Here is a 25,334-nt window from a genome sequence, read left to right as displayed (position 1 = left end):
GCGGGTGTAGCTCAGTCGGTTAGAGTGCCGGCCTGTCACGCCGGAGGTCGCGGGTTCGAGCCCCGTCACTCGCGCCATTTCTTCTTCTTACACTCCTCCTGTTTTTGCGTGCGCTAGCCCTGATTTGTGCACTGCGGCAATCTGTCTCTCCTTGCCGCTGTTTACGGTAAAGTCGGTCACGGCTTGCGATTCCGAGCTTTGTCGTCTCCACCCATTCGATCCTGTGTCGCGAACCGGTTTAATTGACCCTTGAAGGCTTGCGCACGGGCGCGGGCTGCGCTAACCACTCTGGCGTTGCAACATATTTTTCGGCCTGCGAGATCTGTTGTTCTGGCGCTCTCCCATGCGCCCTCCCGCAGGCAGGGACGGATAACAATGACTGAACTTCTCGGTTCCTACGTTCCGATCGCGATTTTCATTGGAATCGCATTGGTGATCGGTGTGGCGCTTCTGATTGCTCCCTTCGCCGTCGCCTTCAAGGCTCCTGATTCGGAAAAACTGTCGGCCTACGAGTGCGGCTTCAATGCGTTCGATGACGCCCGCATGAAGTTCGACATCCGCTTCTATCTCGTGTCGATCCTCTTCATCATCTTCGACCTCGAAGTGGCCTTCCTCTTCCCCTGGGCGGTCTCGTTCCATGAGCTGGGCTGGTTCGGCTTCTGGTCGATGATGGTCTTCCTCGGCGTGCTGACGATCGGCTTTATCTATGAATGGAAGAAGGGAGCGCTGGAATGGAACTAGCAGCATCCGGCACTACGCTCGTTGCGCCCAAGCCGAAGGGGATCATCGATCCCTCCACCGGCAAGCCGATCGGCAGCAATGATGCATTCTTCGGCGAGATCAACAATGAACTCGCCGACAAGGGTTTTCTCGTCACCTCGACGGATGAGCTCATCAACTGGGCCCGCACCGGCTCGCTGATGTGGATGACCTTCGGTCTCGCCTGCTGCGCGGTCGAGATGATGCAGATGTCGATGCCGCGTTATGACGCCGAGCGTTTCGGTTTCGCGCCGCGCGCCTCACCGCGTCAGTCCGACGTCATGATCGTCGCCGGCACGCTGACCAACAAGATGGCGCCTGCGCTCCGCAAGGTCTACGACCAGATGCCGGAGCCGCGTTACGTCATCTCGATGGGTTCTTGCGCCAACGGTGGCGGCTACTACCATTATTCCTATTCGGTTGTTCGCGGCTGCGACCGCGTCGTTCCCGTCGACATCTATGTGCCAGGCTGTCCTCCCACAGCAGAAGCGCTGCTTTACGGCGTGCTTCTGCTGCAGAAGAAGATCCGCCGGACCGGCACGATCGAGCGCTAAGGGCAGGGGGTCTTTGATATGAGTGAAGCCCTGAACGAGCTTGCGTCCTACCTGCGCGAAACACGCGGTGCGCTGATCTCCGACGCGTCGCTGAACTATGGCGAACTGACGCTGACGACGACGTCTGCGAACCTCATCGCGCTGCTCACCTTCCTGCGCGATGACGTGCACTGCGCTTTCATCAACTTCGTTGACGTCTGCGGCGTCGACTGGCCGCAGCGTCCCGACCGTTTCGATGTCGTCTATCACCTGCTGTCGCCGCGCCAGAACCTGCGCGTGCGCATCAAGGTCCAGACCGGCGAGAACGAGCCTGTGCCGTCGGCGACGCCGGTCTATCCCGGCGCTGACTGGTTCGAGCGTGAAGCCTACGACATGTACGGCATTCTGTTCACCGGCCATCCGGACCTGCGCCGCATCCTGACGGACTACGGTTTCGAAGGACATCCGCTGCGCAAGGACTTTCCGGTCACCGGTTTTGTCGAGGTCCGTTACGACGACGAAGCCAAGCGCGTCGTCTACGAACCCGTCGAGCTGAAGCAGGAATTCCGCAACTTCGACTTCCTCTCTCCCTGGGAAGGTACGGATTACGTCCTGCCCGGCGACGAGAAGGCGAAGGCACGGTGAGACTAAATGGCCCGCGGTAGCCGTTGAACGGCTGCCGTCCGGCCTGGAGCAATCGGTATGACCGAACATAACGTCCGCAATTTCAACATCAACTTTGGCCCGCAGCATCCGGCGGCGCACGGCGTTCTTCGTCTGGTGCTCGAGCTTGATGGCGAGATCGTCGAGCGCGTCGATCCGCATATCGGCCTGCTGCATCGCGGCACCGAGAAGCTGATCGAGACCAAGACCTATCTGCAGGCCGTGCCCTATTTCGACCGCCTCGACTACGTGGCGCCGATGAACCAGGAGCACGCCTTTGCGCTGGCGATCGAGAAGCTGACGGCCACGGAAGTGCCGATCCGCGGCCAGCTCATCCGCGTCCTCTACTCGGAAATCGGCCGCATCCTCTCGCACCTGCTGAACGTGACCACGCAGGCCATGGACGTCGGTGCGTTGACGCCGCCGCTCTGGGGTTTCGAAGAGCGCGAAAAGCTGATGGTGTTCTATGAGCGTGCCTGCGGCGCGCGCATGCACTCGGCCTATTTCCGTCCGGGCGGCGTCCACCAGGACCTGCCGCACGAGCTGGTCGAAGACATCGGCAAGTGGATCGATCCGTTCCTGAAGACCGTCGACGACATTGACGAGCTCCTGACGGGCAACCGCATCTTCAAGCAGCGCAACGTCGATATCGGCGTCGTCAAACTCGATGACGCCTGGGCCTGGGGATTCTCGGGCGTGATGGTGCGTGGCTCGGGTGCTGCCTGGGACCTGCGCCGCTCGCAGCCCTACGAATGCTATTCCGACATGGAATTCGACATTCCGATCGGCAAGAACGGCGACTGCTTCGACCGCTACCTGATCCGCATGATCGAAATGCGCCAGTCGGCGCGCATCATGCGCCAGTGCGTCGATCGCCTGCTCGGCGATGCCAAAGTCGGCCCGGTTTCGTCGCTCGACGGCAAGATCGTTCCGCCGAAGCGCGGCGAGATGAAGCGCTCGATGGAAGCGCTGATCCACCACTTCAAGCTCTACACCGAAGGCTATCACGTGCCGGCCGGCGAAGTTTACGCCGCCGTCGAAGCGCCGAAGGGCGAGTTCGGCGTCTACCTCGTCTCCGACGGCACCAACAAGCCCTATCGCTGCAAGATCCGTGCGCCGGGTTACGCGCATCTCCAGGCGATGGATTTCCTCTGTCGGGGACACCAGCTTGCCGACGTTTCGGCCGTGCTGGGCTCCCTCGATATCGTGTTCGGTGAGGTGGACCGCTGATGCGTCTCGTGCCCCTGGCCACGCTTGCTCTTCTCGCGTTTGCATCGACCGCTTCCGCACAGGAATCGGTCGATAGCGGCGCGACGTCGGGCGGCATGCGCGGGGGCTCGATGGCCGACCTTGTGGCCAAGGGCTACGAGATCAAGGCCGCGGTCGCCAATGGCACGCGCTACATCGTATTTTTGCAGAAAGACCAGTCAGCCTATGCCTGCGAATTCGTCTCTGTGACGAAATCGCGGTGCGGTTCGATTAACTGATAAGGTGTCCACTAGAATGTCCGTTCGTCGACTAGCCGAAGACACCGTCCAGCCAGCGAGCTTTGCCTTCAGCAAGGAGAACGCCGCCTGGGCGAAGGAAACGATCAAGAAATACCCCAAGGGTCGTGAGCAGTCTGCCGTCATCCCGTTGTTGATGCGCGCTCAGGACCAGGACGGCTGGGTCACGAAGGCCGCCATCGAGTCGATCGCCGACATGCTCGGCATGGCCTATATCCGCGCGCTCGAAGTCGCGACCTTCTACACCCAGTTCCAGCTGAAGCCGGTCGGTACGCGTGCGCACGTTCAGGTTTGCGGCACGACGCCGTGCATGCTGCGTGGCGCCGAAGACCTGATCAAGGTCTGCAAGAGTAAGATCGCCCACGATCCCTTCACCCTCAATGAGAGCGGCACGCTCTCCTGGGAAGAAGTCGAATGTCAGGGCGCCTGCGTCAACGCGCCGATGGTCATGATCTTCAAGGATACCTTCGAAGACCTGACGCCCGAGCAACTCGAGCAGATCATCGACCGTTTCGAAGCAGGCAAGGGTGCCGAAGTCACCCCCGGTCCGCAGATCGACCGTATCTATTCCGCACCGGAAGGCGGTCTGACGTCGCTGATGTTGGCTGATCTGGCTCCGGCCAAGGCGGCGACCAGCGCCAAGAAGGTCAGCGACGCGCCGGCCGTCTCCGTGCCGCCGTCCAACGCCGGCCGTGTCAAGACGGCTGCCAGCGAGACCAATGCTTCCCTGAAGACGCCGGCGACGGCAAAGGCCGAGGCTGCCGCCAACGCCAAGGTCGAAGGCGACACCGTCGACAAGTCGAAGCCGGTCAAGGCTGCAGCCGTTGCCGGCAAACCGTCGCTTGAGGACAAGAACCGCCCGGCCGGCATCGAAAAACCGGCTGCCGTCGACGACCTCAAGCTGATCTCGGGCGTCGGTCCGAAGATCGAGGGCACGCTGAACGAACTGGGCATCTACACCTACGCGCAAGTTGCTTCGTGGAAGAAGGCGGAGCGCGAGTGGGTCGACGGATACCTGAATTTCAAGGGCCGCATCGAACGCGACGACTGGGTCAAGCAGGCCAAGGCGCTCGCCAAGGGCGGCGAAGCCGAATACATCAAGGTCTTCGGCAAGAAGCCGCGGTAAAGAGGTGAATTATGCTCAGAGATGAAGACCGCATCTTTACCAACATCTACGGCCTCAAGGACAAGTCCCTGAAGGGCGCCATGGCGCGCGGCCACTGGGACGGCACCAAGCAGCTGCTCGAAAAGGGCCGTGACTGGATCGTGAACGAAGTGAAGGCCTCCGGCCTTCGCGGTCGTGGCGGCGCCGGCTTCCCCACCGGCCTCAAGTGGTCCTTCATGCCGAAGGAAAGCGACGGCCGTCCGCACTATCTCGTCGTCAACGCCGACGAGTCGGAGCCCGGCACCTGCAAGGACCGTGACATCATGCGTCACGATCCGCACACGCTCATCGAAGGCTGCGTCATCGCCAGCTTCGCCATGGGTGCGCATGTCGCCTATATCTACGTGCGCGGCGAGTTCATCCGCGAGCGCGAGGCGCTGCAGGCCGCTATCGACGAGTGCTACGCCTACGGCCTGCTTGGCAAGAACAACAAGCTCGGCTACGACATCGACATCTACGTGCACCATGGTGCCGGCGCCTACATCTGTGGCGAAGAGACGGCCCTGCTCGAAAGCCTCGAAGGCAAGAAGGGCCAGCCGCGCCTGAAGCCGCCGTTCCCGGCCAATATGGGCCTCTACGGCTGCCCGACGACGGTCAACAACGTCGAGTCGATCGCCGTCACCCCGACCATCCTGCGCCGCGGCGCCGGCTGGTACACGAGCTTCGGCCGGCCGAACAACCACGGCACCAAGCTCTATTCGGTTTCCGGCCACGTCAATCGTCCGTGCACGGTCGAAGACGCGATGTCGATCCCGTTCCATGAGCTGATCGAAAAGCACTGTGGCGGCATTCGTGGCGGCTGGGACAACCTGCTCGCCGTCATCCCCGGCGGTTCGTCCGTTCCCTGCGTGCCCGGCGCGCAGATGAAGGACGCGATCATGGATTTCGACGGGCTGCGCGAAGTCGGTTCCAGCCTTGGAACCGCCGCCGTCATCGTGATGGACAGGTCGACAGATATCATCAAGGCGATCTGGCGTCTCTCGGCCTTCTACAAGCACGAGAGCTGCGGCCAGTGCACGCCGTGCCGCGAAGGTACCGGCTGGATGATGCGTGTCATGGAACGCATGGTTCAGGGTCGCGCCCAGAAGCGCGAGATCGACATGCTGTTCGACGTCACCAAGCAGGTGGAAGGCCACACGATCTGCGCGCTTGGCGACGCAGCCGCCTGGCCGATCCAGGGTCTGATCAAGCATTTCCGTCCGGAAATGGAAAAGCGCATCGACGAATACACGCGCAATGCCTCGTCGCACGGCGCGGTTCTGGAAGCGGCGGAGTAACAGGCGATGGCCGGTGCACGCGAGGAGGGACAGATGAAAGGGCAGGCCGAAACAGGCATTCCATTCGCGCGTCCGCTCGGCGGTGATCCGGCCGATCCGTTCGGCATGGCCGAATGGATGAAGGGCCTGCCGCAGGTGTCGCTGCACCCGCTGATGGTTCACCCGGCTGCCGCTGTGGCGGCGGTAACAGCCATCGGTTTCGGTCTGACCAGCCACTTTGCTGGCGCCATGTTCGGCGCGATGCAGGGTGCGGTCGAGGCGGCTCAGAAGCGGGTGGAACCGGCAGAGCAGGACGTTACCGCCGTTGTCGCCGAGACGGCGCTCCCGACAGAAGCAGAAGCGAAAACGGTCGTGAAGCCCGCCGCTTCGCCAAATCGTATTGCGGCAAAACCGGTCGATGAGAAGGTCGCCGTCGAGAAGCCGGTCAAGGTTCGCGCGGCGCGCGCCAAGGCGCAAGCTGCTGACGACCTCAAGCGGATTTCCGGTATCGGCCCGAAGCTGGAGCAGGTGCTCAACGCGAAGGGCATTCGCGGTTTTGCCGATATCGCCGGCTGGAGCGAGGCGGACGTTGTTCGCTTTGACGACGAGCTCGGTTTCGGTGGCCGCATCAAGCGGGACGATTGGGTTGGACAGGCCAAGGCGCTGAAGGGCGCGTGAGACAATAGGGGCGGGAACCTGAGACGGTCATCGCCCGCAAGCAGCAAGGCTGTGTTGGAATTGTCCGTCGCCGGAAGGCCGATGGACGGAAGACAGGATTGAGTACGAAGATGGCAAAGCTGAAAGTCGACGGAAAAGAGATCGAGGTACCGGATCATTTCACGCTGCTTCAGGCGTGCGAAGAGGCCGGAGCCGAGGTTCCGCGCTTCTGTTTCCATGAGCGGCTGTCGGTCGCCGGCAACTGCCGCATGTGTCTGATCGAGGTGAAGGGAGGGCCACCCAAGCCCGCCGCTTCCTGCGCCATGGGCGTGCGCGACCTGCGTCCGGGCCCGAACGGCGAGACGCCGGAAGTCTTCACGACCACGCCGATGGTCAAGAAGGCCCGCGAAGGCGTGATGGAATTCCTGCTGATCAACCACCCGCTCGACTGCCCGATCTGCGACCAGGGCGGCGAATGCGACCTGCAGGACCAGGCGATGGCCTTCGGTATCGACAGCTCGCGTTATCAGGAAAACAAGCGCGCCGTCGAAGACAAGTATATCGGCCCGCTGGTCAAGACCGTGATGAACCGCTGCATTCACTGCACGCGTTGCGTCCGTTTCACGACCGAAGTCGCCGGTATTGCCGAGCTTGGCCTGATTGGCCGCGGCGAAGACGCCGAGATCACCACCTATCTCGAGCAGGCGATGACGTCCGAACTGCAGGGCAACGTCGTTGACCTCTGCCCGGTCGGCGCGCTGACCTCGAAGCCATTTGCCTTCACTGCTCGTCCGTGGGAGCTGAACAAGACCGAATCCATCGACGTGATGGATGCACTCGGTTCTGCGATCCGCGTCGACACCCGCGGTCGCGAAGTCATGCGCATCATGCCGCGCGTCAATGAGGACATCAACGAAGAGTGGATCTCCGACAAGAGCCGCTTCATCTGGGACGGCCTGAAGACGCAGCGTCTCGATCGTCCCTATGTCAAGAAGGACGGCCGACTGCAGCCGGCGACCTGGGGCGAAGCCTTCCAGGCGGTCAAGGCTGCCGTTGCCAAGACCTCCGGCGACAAGATCGGCGCCATCGCCGGCGACCTCGCTTCGGTCGAAGAAATGTACGCGCTGAAGCAGTTGATCGCAGCACTCGGCTCCGAGAGCGTCGATTGCCGCCAGGACGGCGCCGCACTCGACCCGTCGCTTGGCCGCGCCAGCTACCTTTTCAACCCGACCATCGCCGGCATCGAAAGCGCTGATGCGCTGCTGATCATCGGCTCCAACCCGCGCTTCGAGGCTTCGGTCCTCAACGCCCGTATCCGCAAGCGCTACCGCATGGGCAACTTCCCGATCGCCGTGATCGGGGAGCCCGGCGAGCTGCGCTACGAATACGAATATCTCGGCGCCGGCACCGAAACGCTCGCCGAACTCGTCTCCGGCAAGGGCAAGTTTGCCGCGACGCTCAAGAAGGCGCAGCGCCCGATGATTCTCATCGGCCAGGGCGCGATTGCAGGGGAGGGCGGCGCTGCCGTTCTTGCTGCCGCCGCCAAGCTCGCGGGCGCCGTCGGTGCGGTCACTGCCGAGTGGAACGGCTTTGCCGTTCTGCACACGGCCTCTTCCCGCGTCGGTGGTCTCGACCTCGGCTTCGTACCGGGTGCGAACGGCAAGACGGCGGCCGAAATGGTCACCGCTTCCGACGTTCTCTTCCTGCTCGGCGCCGATGAGATCGACCTTGCCGGTCGCAAGTCCGGCTTCACCGTCTATATCGGTTCGCACGGCGACAACGGCGCGCATGCCGCCGACGTCATTCTGCCGGGTGCGACCTACACCGAAAAGTCCGGCACCTGGGTCAACACGGAAGGTCGCGTTCAGGTCGGCAACCGTGCCGGCTTCGCACCGGGTGATGCGCGTGAGGACTGGGCGATCATTCGCGCACTCTCCGACGTTCTCGGCAAGAAGCTGCCCTTTGATTCGCTTGGCGAATTGCGCTCGAAGCTCTATGCGGCTCACCCGCATTTCGCGGATGTCGACGCGATCGCGACCGGCAACGGCGACGAAATTGCCGCACTTGCTCAAAAAGCCGGTGAGATGGGCAAATCCGTGTTTGCGTCTCCGGTCAAAGACTTCTATTTGACGAACCCGATAGCGCGCGCATCCGCCGTCATGGCCGAATGCTCGGCTTTGGCACGCAACAACTTCAAAGCTGCGGCGGAATGAGCGCGAGGGAATAGAGTATCATGGACGCTTTCGTTTCGACCTATGTCTGGCCCACGATCATCATGGTCGCCCAGTCGCTGCTGCTCCTGGTCGCGCTGCTGCTTTTCATCGCCTACATTCTGCTTGCCGACCGTAAGATCTGGGCTGCAGTTCAGCTCCGCCGTGGTCCGAATGTGGTAGGCCCGTGGGGACTTTTCCAGTCCTTCGCCGACCTTTTGAAGTTCGTCTTCAAGGAGCCGGTGATTCCGGCTGGCGCCAACAAGGCGATCTTCCTGCTCGCACCGCTCGTTTCCGTGACGCTGGCGCTTGCCGCCTGGGCGGTGATCCCACTCAACGCCGGCTGGGTCATCGCGAACGTCAACGTCGGCATCCTCTTCGTGTTCGCCATATCTTCTCTTGAAGTTTATGGCATCATCATGGGCGGCTGGGCGTCGAATTCCAAATATCCCTTCCTCGGCGCGCTCCGCTCCGCGGCACAGATGGTCTCCTACGAAGTCTCTATCGGCTTCGTCATCGTTACCGTCCTGCTCTGCGTCGGCTCGCTGAACCTGACGGACATCGTCAACGCTCAGTCCACGGGCATCGGCACGAATCTCGGCCTGCCGGCGTCGTTCCTCGACTGGCATTGGCTGGCGCTGTTCCCGATGTTCATCGTGTTCTTCATTTCGGCACTTGCCGAAACGAACCGCCCGCCCTTCGACCTGCCGGAAGCCGAATCCGAACTCGTCGCCGGCTTCATGGTCGAGTACGGCTCGACCCCGTACATGATGTTCATGCTCGGCGAATATGCCGCCATCTGCCTGATGTGCGCGCTGACGACGATCCTGTTCCTCGGCGGCTGGCTGCCCCCGGTTGACGTCTGGTTCTTGAACTGGGTTCCCGGCATCATCTGGTTCGTTCTGAAGGCGTCCTTCGTGTTCTTCATGTTCGCAATGGTGAAGGCTTTCGTTCCGCGCTACCGCTACGACCAGCTGATGCGTCTCGGCTGGAAGGTCTTCCTGCCGATCTCTCTTGCAATGGTCGTGATCACTGCATTCGTTCTCAAGCTGACGGGAGCCGCATGACGATGGCTCACGTTTGGCAGCATACCGCCGGTCGCTCCCAGGCCGGCAATTCTGGAGGTAAATGATGGCCGGTCTTTCGCAAGCCGTCAGCTCGCTGTTCCTGAAGGAATTCGTCGGCGCGTTCTTTCTGTCGATGCGCTATTTCTTCAAGCCGAAGGCGACGTTGAACTACCCCTTTGAAAAAGGGCCGGTCAGCCCGCGCTTCCGTGGCGAGCATGCGCTGCGCCGCTACCCGAATGGTGAAGAGCGTTGCATCGCCTGCAAGCTCTGCGAGGCGATCTGTCCTGCACAGGCCATCACCATCGAAGCTGGACCGCGCCGCAATGACGGCACCCGCCGTACGGTGCGCTACGACATCGACATGGTGAAATGCATCTATTGCGGTTTCTGCCAGGAAGCCTGTCCGGTTGATGCCATCGTCGAGGGCCCGAACTTCGAGTTCGCCACCGAGACGCGCGAAGAGCTTTACTACGACAAGGACAAGCTCCTCGCCAACGGCGACCGTTGGGAGCGCGAAATCGCCCGCAACATCGCAATGGACTCGCCCTATCGCTGAGGCCAGAGCGTCGCGCCGCCCCGGGGAGGGCGGTGCATGTGACATAGGTTTGGGCAACGGCCGGACGCGTGTCCGGCTTTGCCTGTGGAGTGGGGCCTGAAGCGCCTCACGCCGTGCAAGACGAAGAAGGCACCGATCATGGGTCTGCAGGTTCTTTTTTTCTATCTCTTTGCCTTCATCGCGGTGGCGTCGGCATTTATGGTCATTGCGGCCAGGAACCCGGTTTATTCGGTTCTGTTCCTGATCCTGACCTTCTTTAACTCGGCAGGCCTGTTCCTGCTGACCGGCGCCGAATTCCTCGCGATGATCCTGCTGGTCGTCTATGTCGGTGCGGTCGCGGTGCTGTTCCTGTTCGTCGTCATGATGCTCGACATCGACTTCGCGGAATTGCGGGCGGGCGTGCTCGAATACGCGCCGATCGGCGCGCTGATCGGCCTGATCCTGGCTGCCGAGCTTATCATCGTGGTCGGCGGCGCAACGTTCTCGCCTGAGATCGCCAAGGCGATTTCGATGCCGATCCCGGCCGTCACCGAGCGGACGAACACGGCAGCCCTCGGCGACGTGCTCTATACCCACTACGTCTACTTCTTCCAGATCGCCGGCCTTGTGCTGCTCGTCGCCATGATCGGCGCCATCGTGCTGACCCTGCGCCACCGCGAAAACATCAAGCGCCAGAATATCCCGCAGCAGGTTGCCCGTACGCCCGAGACCGCCGTCGAAGTGGTCACGGTCAAGCCGGGCCAGGGCATCTAAGTCGGACGCGAGATCGAGGAACATAAAATGGAAATCGGAATCTCCCACTATCTCACCGTCAGCGCCATCCTGTTCACGCTGGGCGTCTTCGGCATCTTCCTGAACCGGAAGAACGTCATCGTTATCCTGATGTCGGTCGAACTCATTCTTCTCGCGGTCAACATCAACATGGTCGCCTTCTCGGCGTTCCTGAATGACATCACTGGCCAGGTCTTTGCCCTGTTCATCCTGACCGTCGCGGCTGCGGAAGCGGCTATCGGACTTGCAATTCTCGTCGTCTTCTACCGCAACCGCGGCTCGATCGCTGTTGAAGACGTCAACATGATGAAGGGCTGATTGGGCTATGGATACCATCATCAAGGCTATCGTCTTCCTGCCTTTGATCGGCTTTCTGATCGCCGGCCTCTTCGGTAGTTCGATCGGCGCCAAGGCATCGGAATACGTCACCAGCGGTCTGATGATCATCGCCGCTGCGCTGTCCTGGTACGTCTTCTTCGACGTCGCCCTGGGCCACCAGGAGATGATCAAGGTTTCGGTGCTGCGCTGGATCCAGTCCGGCAGCTTCGATGTCGAATGGGCGTTCCGCGTCGATACGCTGACATCGGTCATGTTCGTCGTCGTCAACACGGTGTCGACGCTCGTGCATGTCTATTCGATCGGATACATGCACCACGATCCGCATCGTCCGCGCTTCTTTGCCTATCTGTCGCTCTTCACCTTCGCGATGCTCATGCTCATCACGTCGGACAACCTGGTGCAGATGTTCTTCGGCTGGGAAGGCGTGGGTCTCGCGTCCTACCTGCTCATCGGCTTCTGGTACAAGAAGCCGTCGGCGAATGCTGCCGCGATGAAGGCCTTCATCGTCAACCGCGTCGGCGACTTCGGCTTCTCGCTCGGCATCTTCCTCGTCTTCGTGCTGTTCGGCTCGGTCAACTTCGAGACGATCTTCGCCGTCGCCCAGACCTATCTGCCGGCCGAAGGCGCTGCAGCAGGGGAGGCGGTTGTCACCCTGTTCGGCATGCACCTCGACAAGGCTGACGCGATCACCGCGGCCTGCTTGCTGCTCTTCATGGGCGCGATGGGTAAATCGGCGCAGTTCCTGCTGCACACCTGGCTTCCGGATGCGATGGAGGGCCCGACCCCGGTTTCGGCTCTTATCCATGCCGCAACCATGGTTACCGCCGGCGTCTTCCTCGTCGCCCGCATGTCGCCGCTCTTCGAACTGTCGCCGGATGCACTGACCGTCGTGACGATCATCGGTGCCATCACCGCCTTCTTCGCCGCGACCGTCGGTCTCGTGCAGAACGACATCAAGCGCGTGATCGCCTATTCGACCTGCTCGCAGCTCGGCTACATGTTCGTGGCGCTCGGCGTCGGCGCCTATGGCGCAGCGATCTTCCACCTGTTCACACACGCCTTCTTCAAGGCTCTCCTGTTCTTGGGTGCCGGTTCGGTCATTCACGCCGTCGATGGCGAGCAGGACATGCGCTACATGGGTGGCCTCAGGAAGCACATCCCGGTCACCTACTGGATGATGTTCATCGGTACGATCGCGCTGACCGGTGTCGGTATTCCCGGTACGCTCTTCGGTACGGCTGGCTTCTTCTCGAAGGACGCGATCATCGAGTCGACCTTTGCCGCGCACAGCTCGGTATCCGGTTTCGCCTTCGCCCTGCTGGTGGTCGCCGCGCTCTTTACGAGCTTCTATTCGTGGCGCCTGGCGTTCATGACGTTCCATGGCAAGCCCCGTGCGTCGTCGGATGTCATGCATCACGTGCACGAGTCGCCGCAGGTCATGCTGGTGCCGCTCTACATTCTCGCCGCCGGCGCACTGGTCGCAGGTTTCCTCTTCCACGACCACTTCTTCGGCGAAGGCTATGCCGAGTTCTGGAAGGGTGCGCTGTTCACGTCGGCTGAAAACGAAGTCCTGCATGAGTATCACCACGTACCGCTGTGGGTTAAGTGGAGCCCGTTCTGCGCCATGGCGCTCGGCCTCTTCACCGCCTGGTACATGTATATCCGCCGGCCGGAACTGCCGAAGTATCTGGCAGAGCAGCACCGTGGCCTCTACCAGTTCCTGCTCAACAAGTGGTACTTCGACGAGCTCTACGACCTGCTGTTCGTGCGCTCCGCCAAGTGGCTCGGCACCTTCCTCTGGAAGGAAGGCGACGGCCGCGTGATCGATGGTTACGGCCCGAACGGCATTGCCGCGCGTGTGCTCAACGTCACTGACCGCGTTGTCCGCCTGCAGACTGGTTACCTCTATCACTACGCGTTCGCGATGCTGATCGGCATCGCCGCGCTTGTTACTTGGATGATGTTCAGGAGTTCCTTCTGATGACCGATTGGCCCGTACTTTCCGCGGTCACCTTCATGCCGCTCGTCGGCGTACTGCTTCTCTTGCTCACAAGGGAAGACAGCGCCTACGGCCGCCGGAACATCCTGAACGTTTCGCTGCTGACGACGATCTTCACCTTCGCGGTGTCGGTCTACATCTGGTACCAGTTCGATGCATCGAACCCCGGCTTCCAGATGCTCGAAAAGCACGAGTGGCTCGGCACCGGCATTTCCTACCATCTCGGAGTCGATGGCATCTCGGTGCTCTTCGTCGTGCTCTCGGCCTTCCTCATGCCGTTCTGCGTGCTCGCAAGCTGGCTGTCGATCGAGAAGCGTCTCAAGGCATACATGATCGCGTTTCTGGTCTTGGAAACGTTCATGATCGGCGTCTTCGTGTCGCTCGATATCGTGCTGTTCTACGTGTTCTTCGAAGCTGGCCTGATCCCGATGTTCCTCATCATCGGCGTCTGGGGTGGCAAGGACCGCGTTTACGCCAGCTACAAGTTCTTCCTCTACACGCTGCTCGGCTCGGTGCTGATGCTGCTCGCGATCATGGCGATGTATTGGCAGGCCGGTACCACCGACATCACGCAGCTGCTCGCCTACAACTTCCCGCGCCAGATGCAGACCTGGTTGTGGCTGGCCTTCTTCGCCTCCTTCGCGGTGAAGATGCCGATGTGGCCAGTCCATACCTGGCTTCCGGACGCGCACGTTCAGGCGCCGACAGCGGGCTCGGTCATCCTGGCGGGCATTCTCCTGAAGCTCGGCGGCTACGGCTTCCTGCGCTTCTCGCTGCCGATGTTCCCGCTGGCATCCGACTATTTCGCTCCGTTCGTCTTCACGCTGTCGGTCGTCGCTATCATCTACACTTCGCTGGTGGCGATGATGCAGACCGACATCAAGAAGCTGATCGCCTATTCGTCGGTGGCGCATATGGGCTATGTGACGATGGGCATCTTCGCCGCCAATGTTCAGGGCGTTCAGGGCGCGATCTTCCAGATGCTGTCGCACGGCATCGTCTCCGGCGCACTCTTCCTTTGCGTCGGCGTCGTCTATGACCGTTTGCACACCCGCGAGATCGCGGCCTATGGCGGTCTCGTCAACAATATGCCGAAATACGCCGTCGCCTTCATGGTGTTCACCATGGCCAATGTTGGCTTGCCGGGCACGTCTAGCTTCGTCGGTGAAGTGCTGACCTTGGTCGGCGCCTTCCGCGCCAACACCTGGGTGGCGCTCTTCGCCACGTCCGGTGTGATCCTTTCGGCCGCCTATGCGCTCTGGCTCTACCGACGAGTGATCTTCGGTGCGCTGGAGAAGGAAAGCCTGAAGTCTCTGCTCGATCTTTCCGGTCGTGAAAAGGCGATCCTCTATCCGCTGGTGATCCTGACGATCTTTTTCGGCGTCTATCCGGCACCGATCTTCGATGCAACCGCGGCTTCCGTGGATCTGCTCGTCAACAACTACTCCGCAGCCCTGCAGGCAGCGCAAAACGTTGCGCTTTCGGTGCAATGACCACAGGACGTGATTGGACATGACTGCTGAAACCCTCCTTGCAAGCCTGCAACTCTCGATCCCCGAGTTGATCCTCGCGGTCGGCGCGATGGCATTGCTGATGATCGGCGTGTTTGCCGGCGAAAAATCGGCGTCGACGGTCACCGGCCTTGCGGTTGCCGTTCTGATCATCGCCGGTCTCTGGCTCGTGCTAAAGACCGGCGAAGGCTCGGCCTATGGCGGCGCCTTCCTGTCGGATCCCTTCGCCAAGTTCATGAAGGTGCTGGCGTTGATCGGTTCGATCACGGCACTGGTGATGACAGTCGGTCACGCGCGTTCCGCCCAGATTGATCGCTTCGAGTTCCCGGTGCTTCTGGTGCTGGCAACGCTCGGCATGCTGTTGATGATCTCGGCCAACGACCTGATGTCGCTGTACCTCTCGCTGGAACTGCAGTCGCTGGCGCTCTACGTCGTCGCTGCGATCAACCGCGACAGCATTCGCTCGACCGAGGCCGGCCTCAAGTACTTTGTGCTCGGTGCGCTTTCCTCGGGCATGCTGCTCTATGGCATGTCGCTGATCTACGGCTTCACTGGCCACACCGGCTTTACCCAGATCGCCGCTGCACTGACGGCGGAGGGACGTTCGCTCGGCCTGATCTTCGGTCTCGTCTTCGTGCTCGCCGGTCTCGCCTTCAAAATCTCGGCCGTGCCGTTCCACATGTGGACGCCTGATGTTTACGAAGGTGCGCCGACGCCGGTCACCGCCTTCTTCGCGGCAGCGCCGAAGGTTGCGGCCATGGCGATCCTTGTGCGTATCGTCATCAATGCCTTTGATCCCGTCGTTGCCGACTGGCAGCAGATCATCGTCTTCATCTCGATCGCTTCGATGCTGCTCGGTTCCTTCGCGGCGATCGGCCAGAAGAACATCAAGCGTCTGATGGCTTATTCCTCGATCGGCCACATGGGCTACGCGCTGGTCGGCCTTGCTGCCGGCTCGATGGCGGGTGTTCGCGGCGTGCTACTCTACATGCTCATCTACATGGTCATGACGCTCGGCACCTTCGCCTGCATCCTGGCGATGCGGCGCAAGGAAGGCGAAAACGTCGAAAACGTCGACGACCTCGCTGGTCTCTCGCAGACAAACCCCTTCATGGCGACCGTCCTGACCGTCCTGATGTTCTCGCTCGCCGGCATTCCGCCGATGGCAGGCTTCTTCGGGAAGTACTTCGTGTTCATGGCCGCAATCGAAGCGCAGCTCTATGCACTCGCCATCATCGGCGTCCTCGCATCCGTTGTCGGCGCCTATTACTACCTGCGCGTCATCAAGGTGATGTGGTTCGATGACGCCAAGGGCGAGTTCGCCCGTACGGCTGGCGAACTGAAACTGGTGTTCGGTCTCTCGGGTCTGTTCGTCCTTGGATACGTCCTGATCGGCGGTCCGCTTGGAAGCGCTGCCGAGGCCGCGGCGCGGACCTTCTTTTGATCGCCCTTGAAAGCGGCGGCCGGATATCGCCCGACGATTTCCGGCACGTCGCTCTCGATGCGGTTGGATCAACAAACAGCGAATGCCTGGCGCGTGCGCGCCAGGGCGACCCGGGCAATCTCTGGGTCACCGCTGTCAGGCAGACCGGTGGCCGGGGACGCCGCGGTCGCGCCTGGTTCTCTGAGCCCGGCAATCTCTACGCATCGCTTCTCCTGATTGATCCGGCGCCGATCGAGCATTTGCATTCCCTGCCGCTCGCGGTTGCCGTTGCCGTGCACCGGGCAATCCGCCAGGTGATGCCGCCGGGCGCTGCACCGGTCGAGATCAAATGGCCGAACGATATTCTCATCGACGGCAAAAAGACCTGCGGCATCCTGCTCGAGGGTGAGGCGCTTGCAGATGGGCGCCAGGCACTGGTCATTGGCTGTGGCATCAACATTGCCGTGCAGCCGGATGAAGCCCTCTATCCCGTGACCTCGTTGAGGAAGGAAGGCGCTTCGGTTTCTCCGGACGAACTTTTCGCGCGGCTGTTCATGACGATGGCGGAGACGTTGTCGCTGTGGGAGCGCGGCGCGGGTATTGCAAAGACCATCGAGCAGTGGCGGTCGGCCGCCCGCGGCATCGGTGAGACGATAACTGTGAATCTGCCGGACCGGTCGCTTTCGGGCCGCTTTGCCGGTATTGATGAGACCGGGCGGTTGATGCTCGATACCGGGTCAGGCACGATGCACGCGATTGCCGCCGGCGACGTATTTTTCGGATAATTCCTAGAACAAGGGCGCGTTACAATATGGCGCAAGACGAAGAACTGGTGTTCTTGCCGCTTGGCGGCGTCGGCGAAATCGGCATGAATCTTGGCCTATACGGCTACGGGCGGCCCGGAAGCCGCCAGTGGATCATGGTCGATTGCGGCGTCACCTTTCCGGGGCCGGACCTTCCAGGCGTGGATCTGGTTCTCGCAGATATCAGCTTCCTGGCGGAAGAGCGCCGCAATCTCAAGGGCATCATCATTACCCACGCCCACGAGGACCATTATGGCGGCCTGAACGATCTTTGGCCGGGCCTCAACGTTCCGGTCTATGCCTCGCCGTTCACGGCGGGCATGCTGGAAGCCAAGCGCGATTTCGAGAGAAGCCGCAGTGAGATCCCGGTGACGATCTTCAAACAGGGCGACCGCATCAATGTCGGCCCGTTCGAGATCGAGGCGGTCGGTGTCAACCATTCGATCCCCGAGCCGATGTCGCTGATCATCCGCACCCCGGTCGGCACTGTCGTCCACACCGGCGACTGGAAAATCGACCTGCATCCGTCGCTCGGGCCCCTGACCGACGAGACGCGTTTCCGCCAGATTGGCGACGAAGGCGTCTTGGCGCTTATCTGCGATTCCACCAATGCGATGCGTGATGGTGTTTCGCCGTCGGAACAGGAAGTCTCCGAGAGCCTGACGAAGATCATCGCCAACGCCGAGGGCCGGGTCGCGATAACGACTTTTTCCTCGAATGTCGGGCGCATCCGCTCGATCGCCGAGGCGGCGGAAGAGGCGGGCAGGGATGTGCTGCTGCTCGGCAGTTCGATGAAGCGGGTCGTCGCCGTGGCTGCGGATCTCGGCCTGATGGAAGGGATCAAGCCTTTCCTTGCCGAAGACGAGTTCGGCTACGTGCCGCGCGACAAGGTCGTGGTCATCCTGACCGGTAGCCAGGGTGAGCCTCGGGCAGCACTCGCCAAGATTGCCCGCGACGAGATGCGCAACGTGGCTTTTTCCGCTGGCGATACGGTCGTTTTCTCCTCGCGCACCATCCCCGGCAACGAGAAGGCGATCAACGACATCAAGAATGGCCTGGTCGAGCAAGGCATACACATCATCACCGACAGTGAGGCGCTGGTGCATGTGTCCGGTCACCCGCGCCGCACCGAGCTGCAGCAGATGTATCAATGGCTGCGCCCGCAGATTCTCGTTCCGGTTCATGGCGAAGCCGCGCATCTGACGGCCCATGCCGAACTTGGTCAGCAGTCGGGCATCGCCAGCGTTCCGCGCCTTCGGAACGGTCAAATGCTGCGTCTTGCACCAGGCCCGGCCGAGGTCATCGACGAAGCGCCGCATGGCCGCATCTACAAGGACGGCAACCTCATCGGCGATTTCGAAGAGATGGGCATCGGCGAACGCCGCAAGCTCTCCTTCGCAGGGCACGTCGCCGTCAACGTCGTTCTTGATGGCCGCTACGATTTCCTTGGCGACCCGGACATCGTTGCGATCGGTCTGCCGGAATTCGATGACGAGGGCGAAGACATGGAGGATACGCTCTATGACGCGATCCTCGGTGCGGTCGAGAGCATTCCGCGGGCAAAGCGCAAGGATCTGGCCATGCTGCAGGAGGCGGTGCGCCGCGCCGTTCGCAGCACAGCCAACCAGACGTGGGGCAAGAAGCCGATTGTGACGGTGTTCGTCACCAAAGTCTGATTGGCGGTCGCCTCGCGGCAGTGTAAGCGGGGCCGGTACAGGACGCGGGAGGATCGCAATGCTGGGAAGAGTGAACCATATCGCCATCGCCGTGCCGGATCTTGCCTCCGCCGCCGAAAGCTACCGCTCGACGCTTGGTGCATGCGTCACCGAGCCGCAGACGTTGCCGGAACACGGCGTAACCGTGGTGTTCGTCACGCTGGCCAACACCAAGGTCGAGCTGTTGGAGCCGATCGGCGAGACCTCGCCGATCGCCGCTTTCCTGGCGAAGAACCCTTCGGGCGGGATGCATCACATCTGCTACGAGGTGGACAATATCCTCGCCGCGCGCGACGCGCTGCGTGCGGCCGGCGCTCGCGTTCTGGGGGACGGCGAGCCGAAAATCGGTGCGCATGGCAAGCCGGTGCTTTTCCTGCACCCCAAGGATTTCCAGGGTACGCTGATCGAACTCGAAGAGGTGTGACAGTTGACCGCGCGATGCGCATTTGTCTGATCGGGCAGGCGGCGCTATAAGGCGGACAGAATGTCGCGGAAGTCGCGGCGAAACGGCCTGCGGTCGTTGCGTCGATCGCCTTCACCGGGAGCCGGAAATGCCACTGTTTTCAACTTTTGCTATTTACTTCATCATTTGGTGGATCACGCTGTTTGCCGTTCTTCCCTTGGGAGTGCGCACGCAAGCGGAAGAAAACAGCGTCGTCCCGGGAAGCGTCGAAAGCGCGCCGGCCAAGTTCAATGCGAAACGGGTCGTGCTTTTGACCACGGCCATCGCGGCTGTCATCCAACTCGCCTGGTATATCGTCTCCGTCAAACTTGGCTACGGGATCGATTCTATTCCGCGGTTTTACCCGAAATTCTATTGAGAATTTCGGCAAGGCGGATGGGCTGAGCCGAACCGCAAGGCAATCGGAGAGTTTTCAGGATGCCGAGTGCTGGATTTCTGCGTCATGATGACGCCGCGCGCGATGCTGTGGGTGGAACCAGCGCAATTGCAGGATTGACCGCCGCCGAATTGACATAGTTCAATTTCTACACCTGCTTCGTGCTCGCGACGGAGTCGAGAAAAGCAAAAAAAAACAAGGCTAAAAGCCTTGTTTTTCAAGTTTCGCGTGATCCTAATCCGTTTCCGGCGGCAGCGACGAGGCGCGCCTAAGATCTTATCCTCCCAAGACTTGACCGCGAAAGTCGGCAAGAATTTAGTCTTCATGCCTGTTTTGTGAGCCGAAATTAGCCCAAACATTAAGCTGTGTCATCCTGTTTTTTTGCATTTTTGCTACAGTTGGGTAAAATATTCCCGTTGACAACTCCTGTCGTAATCTTGTTACTAGCGTGCTCTTTGACGCAGGCTTTTCCGGTCTTTTCCCCTCAAAATCAGTGGCTCCGATCTTTCCGGCGATGGCCTGAGAGTAGGGTTTTCTTCCGCCTGCGAAGCAGCTATGAACGCAAGGCTCATAAAGGTTCACGTTGGCTTTGCCGGCGATGGATAATGGAGAGCTCGACCCCGAGAAGCAACGGTCGCCCTTGCCAGTCTACCGGCGAAGAAGGCACCCGAGCTCAACGTCATTTCGCCCGAATCCGCCGATAGTGCGACGTTCATCAAGTTCTGGAACCCGTCATGCGCCTGTCCCGCTTTTTCATGCCCATCCTGAAGGAAAATCCTAAGGAAGCGGAAATCGTTTCCCACCGCCTCATGCTCCGTACCGGCATGATCCGGCAGCAGTCCTCGGGCATCTATACCTGGCTGCCACTGGGCAAGCGGGTTCTCGACAAGGTCAATGCGATCATCCGCGAAGAGCAGAACCGCTCAGGCGCAATCGAACTCTTGATGCCGACGCTGCAGTCCGCAGAGCTCTGGCAGGAAAGCGGCCGCTACGACGCCTATGGCAAGGAGATGCTGCGCATCAAGGATCGCCAGGACCGGCCGATGCTTTACGGCCCGACGAACGAGGAAATGATCACGGACGTCTTCCGGTCCTACGTGAAGTCCTATCGTGACCTGCCGCTCAACCTCTACCATATCCAGCTGAAGTTCCGCGACGAGATCCGTCCGCGCTTCGGCACCATGCGTTCGCGCGAGTTCCTGATGAAGGACGCCTATTCCTTCGATCTCGATCGCGAGGGGGCAGAACACGCCTATAACCGCATGTTCGCGGCCTACTTGCGCACGTTTGCGCGCATGGGTCTTCGCGCCATTCCGATGCGTGCCGACACCGGCCCGATCGGCGGTAACCTCAGCCACGAATTCATCATCCTCGCCGACACCGGCGAATCTGAAGTCTACTGCCACAAGGACTTCCTCGGCTTCGATATTCCGGGCGAAGAAACCAACTTCGAGGACGTCGCCGGCCTGAAGGCGATCTTCGACAAGTGGACCTCGCGTTACGCCGCAACATCGGAAATGCACGACGAGGCCGCCTTCAATGCGGTTGCCGAAGGCGACCGCCTGTCGGCCCGCGGCATTGAGGTCGGCCACATCTTCTACTTTGGCACCAAGTATTCCGAAGCCATGGGCGCCAAGGTTCTCGGCCCCGACGGCAAGGAGCATGCCGTGCACATGGGCTCCTACGGCATCGGCCCGACCCGCCTCGTGCCGGCGATCATCGAAGCGTCGCATGACGACAACGGCGTCATCTGGCCGAAGTCGATCTCGCCGTTCGATGGCGTCATCATCAACATGAAAGCGGGCGATGCCGCTTGCGACGGCGCCTGCGAGACGCTCTACTCCGAACTCGGCAAGGCGGGATTCGACACACTGCTCGACGACACGGACGACCGCGCCGGTGCAAAGTTCGCGACTGCGGACCTGATCGGTGTCCCGGTCCAGATCATCGTCGGCCCGCGTTCGATCGCCAACGGCGAAGTCGAGGTCAAGGATCGCAAGACCGGCGAGCGCGAGACCATGACCGTCGAAGCTGCGATCAACAAGCTGATCGCAACGAAGTGAAGAGGCGAGGGAAGGCAGGATGACCGCCGTGACTGAAGATCAGGTGCAGGCCGCAACGCAGCCTGAAAAGTCCTCCAGCCGTCCCTTTTCCGCCTTTGAGCGCATGGTGGCGTGGCGCTACCTGCGTTCCAGGCGCAAGGAAGCCTTCATTTCGGTTATCGCCGGCTTCTCCTTCATCGGCATCATGCTCGGCGTTGCGACGCTAATCATCGTCATGGCCGTGATGAACGGGTTCCGCACCGAGCTCATTTCCCGCATTCTCGGCATCAACGGTCACATGATCGTGCAGCCGATCGACGGGCCACTCAACAACTATGCGGAGCTGGCGACCAAGTTCTCGGGCGTCAAGGGCGTCACCATGGCAATCCCGTTGGTCGAGGGCCAGGTTCTGGCGCAAGGCATCGGCGACAGTTCTACTGGTGCTCTGGTGCGCGGCATCCGCGCCGACGATCTCGGCAAGATGAAGTCGGTCTCCGACCATATCCAGTCCGGCGACATGGTCGGCTTTGCCTCCGGCTCCGGTGTCGCGATCGGCTCCCGCATGGCCGAGCAACTCGGCATTCGCGTCGGCGGAACAATCACGCTGACCTCGCCCAATGGCGACGTGACGCCGCTTGGCATGAATCCGCGCGTCAAGGCTTACACCGTCTCGGCGATCTACGAGATCGGCATGTCGGAATACGACTCGACGATCATCTTCATGCCGCTTGAAGAGGCGCAGCTTTTCTTCAACGCGGAGGGGCTTGCGCAGTCGATCGAGATCTTCGTCGAGCATCCTGATGTCGTCGACGAACTGCGCCAGCCGATCGAGGATGCCGCGGGACGACAGATCTTCATTACCGACTGGCGCGACCGCAACAAGACCTTCTTCTCGGCGCTCGAAGTCGAGCGCAACGTCATGTTCATGATCCTGACGCTGATCGTGCTGGTCGCCGCGCTGAACATCATTTCCGGCCTGATCATGCTGGTGAAGGACAAGGGCAGCGACATCGCGATTCTCAGAACGATGGGCGCGACCTCCGGCTCGGTGATGCGCATCTTCTTCATGACGGGTGCCGCGATCGGCGCGGCGGGAACGGTCGCGGGCGTGGCGCTCGGCGTCGTCGTCTGCCTCAACATCGAATCCATTCGGCAGTTCTTCTCCTGGATCTCTGGAACCACACTTTTCAGCCCAGAGCTCTATTTCCTGAGCCAGCTTCCGGCCGACATGAATGCCGATGAGACCGCGCTCGTCATCGTCATGGCACTCACCCTTTCCTTCCTCGCCACAATCTTCCCGGCCTGGCGTGCTTCGCGCCTCGATCCGGTGCAGGCCCTGCGTTACGAATGACAAGGACATCAACTGAATGAATGCGCGCGTGGCACTGCAGCTTTCCGGCGTCGAGCGACACTACGGGGAAGGCGAAACGTTCCTGTCCATCCTCAAGGGTGCGGATTTTACCCTGAGAAGTGGCGAGACGGTTGCGCTGGTCGCGCCTTCGGGAACCGGCAAGTCGACGCTCCTGCATGTCGCCGGCCTGCTGGAGCGCCCGGATGGCGGCGAAGTGCTGGTCAACGGCGTCTCCTGTGGTGGCCTCAACGACGATCGGCGCACGGCGATCCGCCGCAACGAGATCGGCTTCGTCTACCAGTTTCACCATCTGCTTCCCGAGTTCTCGGCACTTGAGAACATCATGATGCCACAGCTGATCGCCGGCTTGCCCAAGGCTGAGGCCGCCGATAGGGCAAGGGCGCTGCTCGACTACATGCGCATCGGTCACCGTGCCGATCATCGCCCGACGGAGCTCTCCGGCGGCGAGCAGCAGCGCGTCGCGATCGCGCGCGCCGTCGCCAACGCGCCGCTCGTGCTTCTTGCGGACGAGCCGACAGGCAATCTCGATCCGGAAACCGCCGGCTATGTCTTTGAAGCGCTTGAGGCGCTCGCGCGCCAGTCGGGTCTCGCGGCCCTGATCGCCACGCACAATCATGAACTCGCCGGGCTGATGGATCGGCGCGTGACGATCGAGGACGGCAAAGTCGTCGAGATGAACTGATGGCACCGGCCGAGCGGGCGCATTGATCGCCCAGCGCCGTTGCCGCTCACTGTCTTTGGCCAGCGCGGAAGAAACGTCTCACAGTTCACGTCCCACGCCGCCCTGGGCGCGGCGTACGCGTCTTCTGGCGCCGCTTTTAACGCCGGATCAGCCCGCCACGATAGTCGAGTTCGTAAGCTTCCTCGCCATCGACGAAGATGACCTCGCGGCCGGAAAAATGTTCGGTGTCGCCGCGGCTGCTATCGATGTAGTAGCCATGTGCATGCCGAAACTCCATACCGCCGAGGAAGTGCCGCTTCTCACGATACATCGCCTGTAGCGCAGCCTTGATGACCAGACCTGCCTTCTCTCCAGTTATGAGCTCGGGGCGCATAATCCGGCCGAAGTAGTTCATCGCCCAGCGCGGTTCGCCATCCTGCCAGACCGTTTCCTGTCCTGCAAAATCGGTTCCGCCGTAATAGCTGTCGAGATAGCGCCAACTGCCCGTTTCGTAGCCGATGTCATGGGAGCCTTGGCGAGAGGAAGGCCGCGGCACGCCGCCGCCGACATAGGTTTTCGATTTGGCTTCGACGATAAAGTCCTTCAGTTGTTCGAGCGCGGCCATGTGGGTTCCTCATATGTTCTGGCCGAGGATGCCGTGGTCCGTGTTGGTTGTAAAGAACAAATAGAGAACAATCACCTGATTACTGAACGCCGCAAGCCTTCTGGCCGCGATCGTCGTTCCAGTCCTTGAGCAGGACGAGTTCGCCCTTGGTGGCTATGGCCTTGTCGTTGGATTTGCCCTTGCCTGTCAGAACGTTGAGGTCGCACTTCAACGTGTTGTCTAGATCGAGTGTATCGTAGGATGAGTAGGTATAGCCGGCGACCACGAACTCGAAATTGCGGTAGGCGACCGTCAGTTTCTGTTCCCAGCGGTCACGTCCGATGGAATCGTTGTGGCTGGAGATGAGCAAAGAACCGCTCGGCAGCGCCTCGACCCACGGCGCCTGTCCGGCAAAGTCAAAGTCGCCCCAAATCTTGTTCGGGATCGCCGCCTTCAGCTCAAGAGCGCCATTCTCACCGGTCAGATAGAGATAGACACCGTTGTCATCGTCGCTTCCATCTGCGGGGCGCACGATCAGGGCGAGGTCCGCGTCACCGTCCTTGTTCCAGTCGCCGGTCGCCGCGGAGACGATGCGGGCAGGGTCGATCGTTTCGGCCGCGGAGGCGACGGCCGGAACCAGAAACAGCAATGGCAGAATCAGGCGTGCATGCATGTCGGAACGCTCCGCTTGGTTGTTCCTCTTGATATGCGGGCGCGGCGCTTTCCTCAAGCGGCTTCCTGGCAGTTAACCTGCATTCGACTGCCGTGTTAACCATCGTCAACAGAACGTCTGTGCTTGGCTTGACGCGTGAACAAAAATAGAACAAAGTAAAAACATAACGGAAAAGGAGCCATGTTATGACTGATTTTGTTCGTGACCTCGC

General features: G+C 61.0%; 25 protein-coding genes and 1 tRNA gene. 24 read left to right on the top strand and 2 right to left on the bottom strand.

Annotated features, from left to right (window positions below; translation table 11 throughout):
- From AC070A_RS18710 to AC070A_RS18595, 24 genes are all read left to right on the top strand, one after another.
- Positions 1–77 (top strand) — tRNA-Asp (locus AC070A_RS18710).
- Between the two features lie 298 nt (positions 78–375).
- Complete coding sequence (locus AC070A_RS18705; protein WP_034803593.1) at positions 376–741, top strand: NADH-quinone oxidoreductase subunit A; 366 nt, start codon at positions 376–378, stop codon at positions 739–741.
- The gene (locus tag AC070A_RS18700) at positions 732–1,313 is read left to right on the top strand and encodes a NuoB/complex I 20 kDa subunit family protein (RefSeq protein WP_057252335.1); all 582 of its coding nucleotides are present in this window, start codon (positions 732–734) and stop codon (positions 1,311–1,313) included. The genes AC070A_RS18705 and AC070A_RS18700 overlap by 10 nt, the downstream gene beginning before the upstream one ends.
- 18 nt (positions 1,314–1,331) lie before the next feature.
- Positions 1,332–1,937 (top strand): NADH-quinone oxidoreductase subunit C, encoded by a 606-nt coding sequence (locus AC070A_RS18695; RefSeq protein ID WP_057252333.1) that lies wholly within the window; start codon positions 1,332–1,334, stop codon positions 1,935–1,937.
- Between the two features lie 57 nt (positions 1,938–1,994).
- Complete coding sequence (locus AC070A_RS18690) at positions 1,995–3,185, top strand: NADH-quinone oxidoreductase subunit D (protein WP_058321497.1); 1,191 nt, start codon at positions 1,995–1,997, stop codon at positions 3,183–3,185.
- Entirely contained in the window at positions 3,185–3,442 is a 258-nt protein-coding gene (locus tag AC070A_RS18685) for a hypothetical protein (protein ID WP_093232255.1), read from the top strand. The genes AC070A_RS18690 and AC070A_RS18685 overlap by 1 nt, the downstream gene beginning before the upstream one ends.
- Positions 3,443–3,458: 16 nt before the next feature.
- Positions 3,459–4,586, top strand: a complete 1,128-nt coding sequence (locus AC070A_RS18680; protein ID WP_058321495.1) for an NADH-quinone oxidoreductase subunit E — start codon at positions 3,459–3,461, stop codon at positions 4,584–4,586.
- 11 nt (positions 4,587–4,597) lie between these two features.
- Complete coding sequence (nuoF, locus tag AC070A_RS18675; protein WP_058321494.1) at positions 4,598–5,902, top strand: NADH-quinone oxidoreductase subunit NuoF; 1,305 nt, start codon at positions 4,598–4,600, stop codon at positions 5,900–5,902.
- A 6-nt stretch (positions 5,903–5,908) separates the two neighbouring features.
- Complete coding sequence (locus tag AC070A_RS18670; protein ID WP_113479297.1) at positions 5,909–6,559, top strand: helix-hairpin-helix domain-containing protein; 651 nt, start codon at positions 5,909–5,911, stop codon at positions 6,557–6,559.
- 110 nt (positions 6,560–6,669) lie between these two features.
- On the top strand, positions 6,670–8,751 hold the full coding sequence (gene nuoG, locus AC070A_RS18665) for an NADH-quinone oxidoreductase subunit NuoG (protein ID WP_113479296.1): 2,082 nt from the start codon (positions 6,670–6,672) through the stop codon (positions 8,749–8,751).
- A 20-nt stretch (positions 8,752–8,771) separates the two neighbouring features.
- Positions 8,772–9,815, top strand: coding sequence for an NADH-quinone oxidoreductase subunit NuoH (nuoH, locus tag AC070A_RS18660; RefSeq protein WP_057252316.1), 1,044 nt, complete (start codon positions 8,772–8,774; stop codon positions 9,813–9,815).
- Between the two features lie 64 nt (positions 9,816–9,879).
- The gene (gene nuoI, locus AC070A_RS18655) at positions 9,880–10,371 is read left to right on the top strand and encodes an NADH-quinone oxidoreductase subunit NuoI (protein WP_025426590.1); all 492 of its coding nucleotides are present in this window, start codon (positions 9,880–9,882) and stop codon (positions 10,369–10,371) included.
- Between the two features lie 138 nt (positions 10,372–10,509).
- Positions 10,510–11,124, top strand: a complete 615-nt coding sequence (locus AC070A_RS18650; RefSeq protein ID WP_057252871.1) for an NADH-quinone oxidoreductase subunit J — start codon at positions 10,510–10,512, stop codon at positions 11,122–11,124.
- Between the two features lie 27 nt (positions 11,125–11,151).
- On the top strand, positions 11,152–11,460 hold the full coding sequence (gene nuoK / locus AC070A_RS18645) for an NADH-quinone oxidoreductase subunit NuoK (protein WP_034803568.1): 309 nt from the start codon (positions 11,152–11,154) through the stop codon (positions 11,458–11,460).
- Positions 11,461–11,467: 7 nt separating this feature from the next.
- Positions 11,468–13,462: an NADH-quinone oxidoreductase subunit L gene (gene nuoL / locus AC070A_RS18640; protein ID WP_113479295.1), complete on the top strand. Its 1,995-nt coding sequence runs from the start codon at positions 11,468–11,470 to the stop codon at positions 13,460–13,462.
- Entirely contained in the window at positions 13,462–14,973 is a 1,512-nt protein-coding gene (locus tag AC070A_RS18635) for an NADH-quinone oxidoreductase subunit M (RefSeq protein WP_113479294.1), read from the top strand. Before nuoL ends, AC070A_RS18635 begins: the two co-directional genes overlap by 1 nt.
- 19 nt (positions 14,974–14,992) lie before the next feature.
- Positions 14,993–16,435, top strand: coding sequence for an NADH-quinone oxidoreductase subunit NuoN (nuoN, locus tag AC070A_RS18630; RefSeq protein WP_113479293.1), 1,443 nt, complete (start codon positions 14,993–14,995; stop codon positions 16,433–16,435).
- On the top strand, positions 16,435–17,199 hold the full coding sequence (locus AC070A_RS18625; protein WP_058321535.1) for a biotin--[acetyl-CoA-carboxylase] ligase: 765 nt from the start codon (positions 16,435–16,437) through the stop codon (positions 17,197–17,199). Before nuoN ends, AC070A_RS18625 begins: the two co-directional genes overlap by 1 nt.
- Positions 17,200–17,225: 26 nt before the next feature.
- Positions 17,226–18,893 carry a ribonuclease J gene (locus tag AC070A_RS18620; RefSeq protein ID WP_058329350.1) on the top strand — a complete coding sequence of 556 codons (1,668 nt, stop codon included), beginning with the start codon at positions 17,226–17,228 and terminating at the stop codon, positions 18,891–18,893.
- A gap of 58 nt (positions 18,894–18,951) precedes the next feature.
- Positions 18,952–19,356 carry a methylmalonyl-CoA epimerase gene (gene mce / locus AC070A_RS18615; protein ID WP_113479292.1) on the top strand — a complete coding sequence of 135 codons (405 nt, stop codon included), beginning with the start codon at positions 18,952–18,954 and terminating at the stop codon, positions 19,354–19,356.
- A gap of 127 nt (positions 19,357–19,483) precedes the next feature.
- The gene (locus AC070A_RS18610) at positions 19,484–19,753 is read left to right on the top strand and encodes a DUF1467 family protein (protein ID WP_057252306.1); all 270 of its coding nucleotides are present in this window, start codon (positions 19,484–19,486) and stop codon (positions 19,751–19,753) included.
- A 752-nt stretch (positions 19,754–20,505) separates the two neighbouring features.
- Positions 20,506–21,834, top strand: a complete 1,329-nt coding sequence (gene proS, locus AC070A_RS18605; RefSeq protein WP_112995495.1) for a proline--tRNA ligase — start codon at positions 20,506–20,508, stop codon at positions 21,832–21,834.
- Between the two features lie 19 nt (positions 21,835–21,853).
- On the top strand, positions 21,854–23,164 hold the full coding sequence (locus AC070A_RS18600; protein ID WP_057252301.1) for a lipoprotein-releasing ABC transporter permease subunit: 1,311 nt from the start codon (positions 21,854–21,856) through the stop codon (positions 23,162–23,164).
- Between the two features lie 16 nt (positions 23,165–23,180).
- Positions 23,181–23,867 (top strand): ABC transporter ATP-binding protein, encoded by a 687-nt coding sequence (locus tag AC070A_RS18595; protein WP_057252300.1) that lies wholly within the window; start codon positions 23,181–23,183, stop codon positions 23,865–23,867.
- A gap of 136 nt (positions 23,868–24,003) precedes the next feature.
- Here the strand turns inward: AC070A_RS18595 and AC070A_RS18590 are convergent, their stop codons facing one another.
- Together AC070A_RS18590 and AC070A_RS18585 are read right to left on the bottom strand one after the other, a co-directional pair.
- Positions 24,004–24,471: a DUF5680 domain-containing protein gene (locus AC070A_RS18590; RefSeq protein WP_112995494.1), complete on the bottom strand. Its 468-nt coding sequence runs from the start codon at positions 24,469–24,471 to the stop codon at positions 24,004–24,006.
- 79 nt (positions 24,472–24,550) lie between these two features.
- The gene (locus AC070A_RS18585) at positions 24,551–25,123 is read right to left on the bottom strand and encodes an FG-GAP repeat protein (RefSeq protein ID WP_057252297.1); all 573 of its coding nucleotides are present in this window, start codon (positions 25,121–25,123) and stop codon (positions 24,551–24,553) included.
- Between the last annotated feature and the right edge of the window lie 211 nt (positions 25,124–25,334).

It is taken from the genome of Ensifer sp. GW101-20A05 (assembly GCF_059424735.1).
The sequence above is the reverse complement of the archived record's forward strand: the minus strand, read 5'-3'. Positions and strand labels throughout refer to the sequence as shown.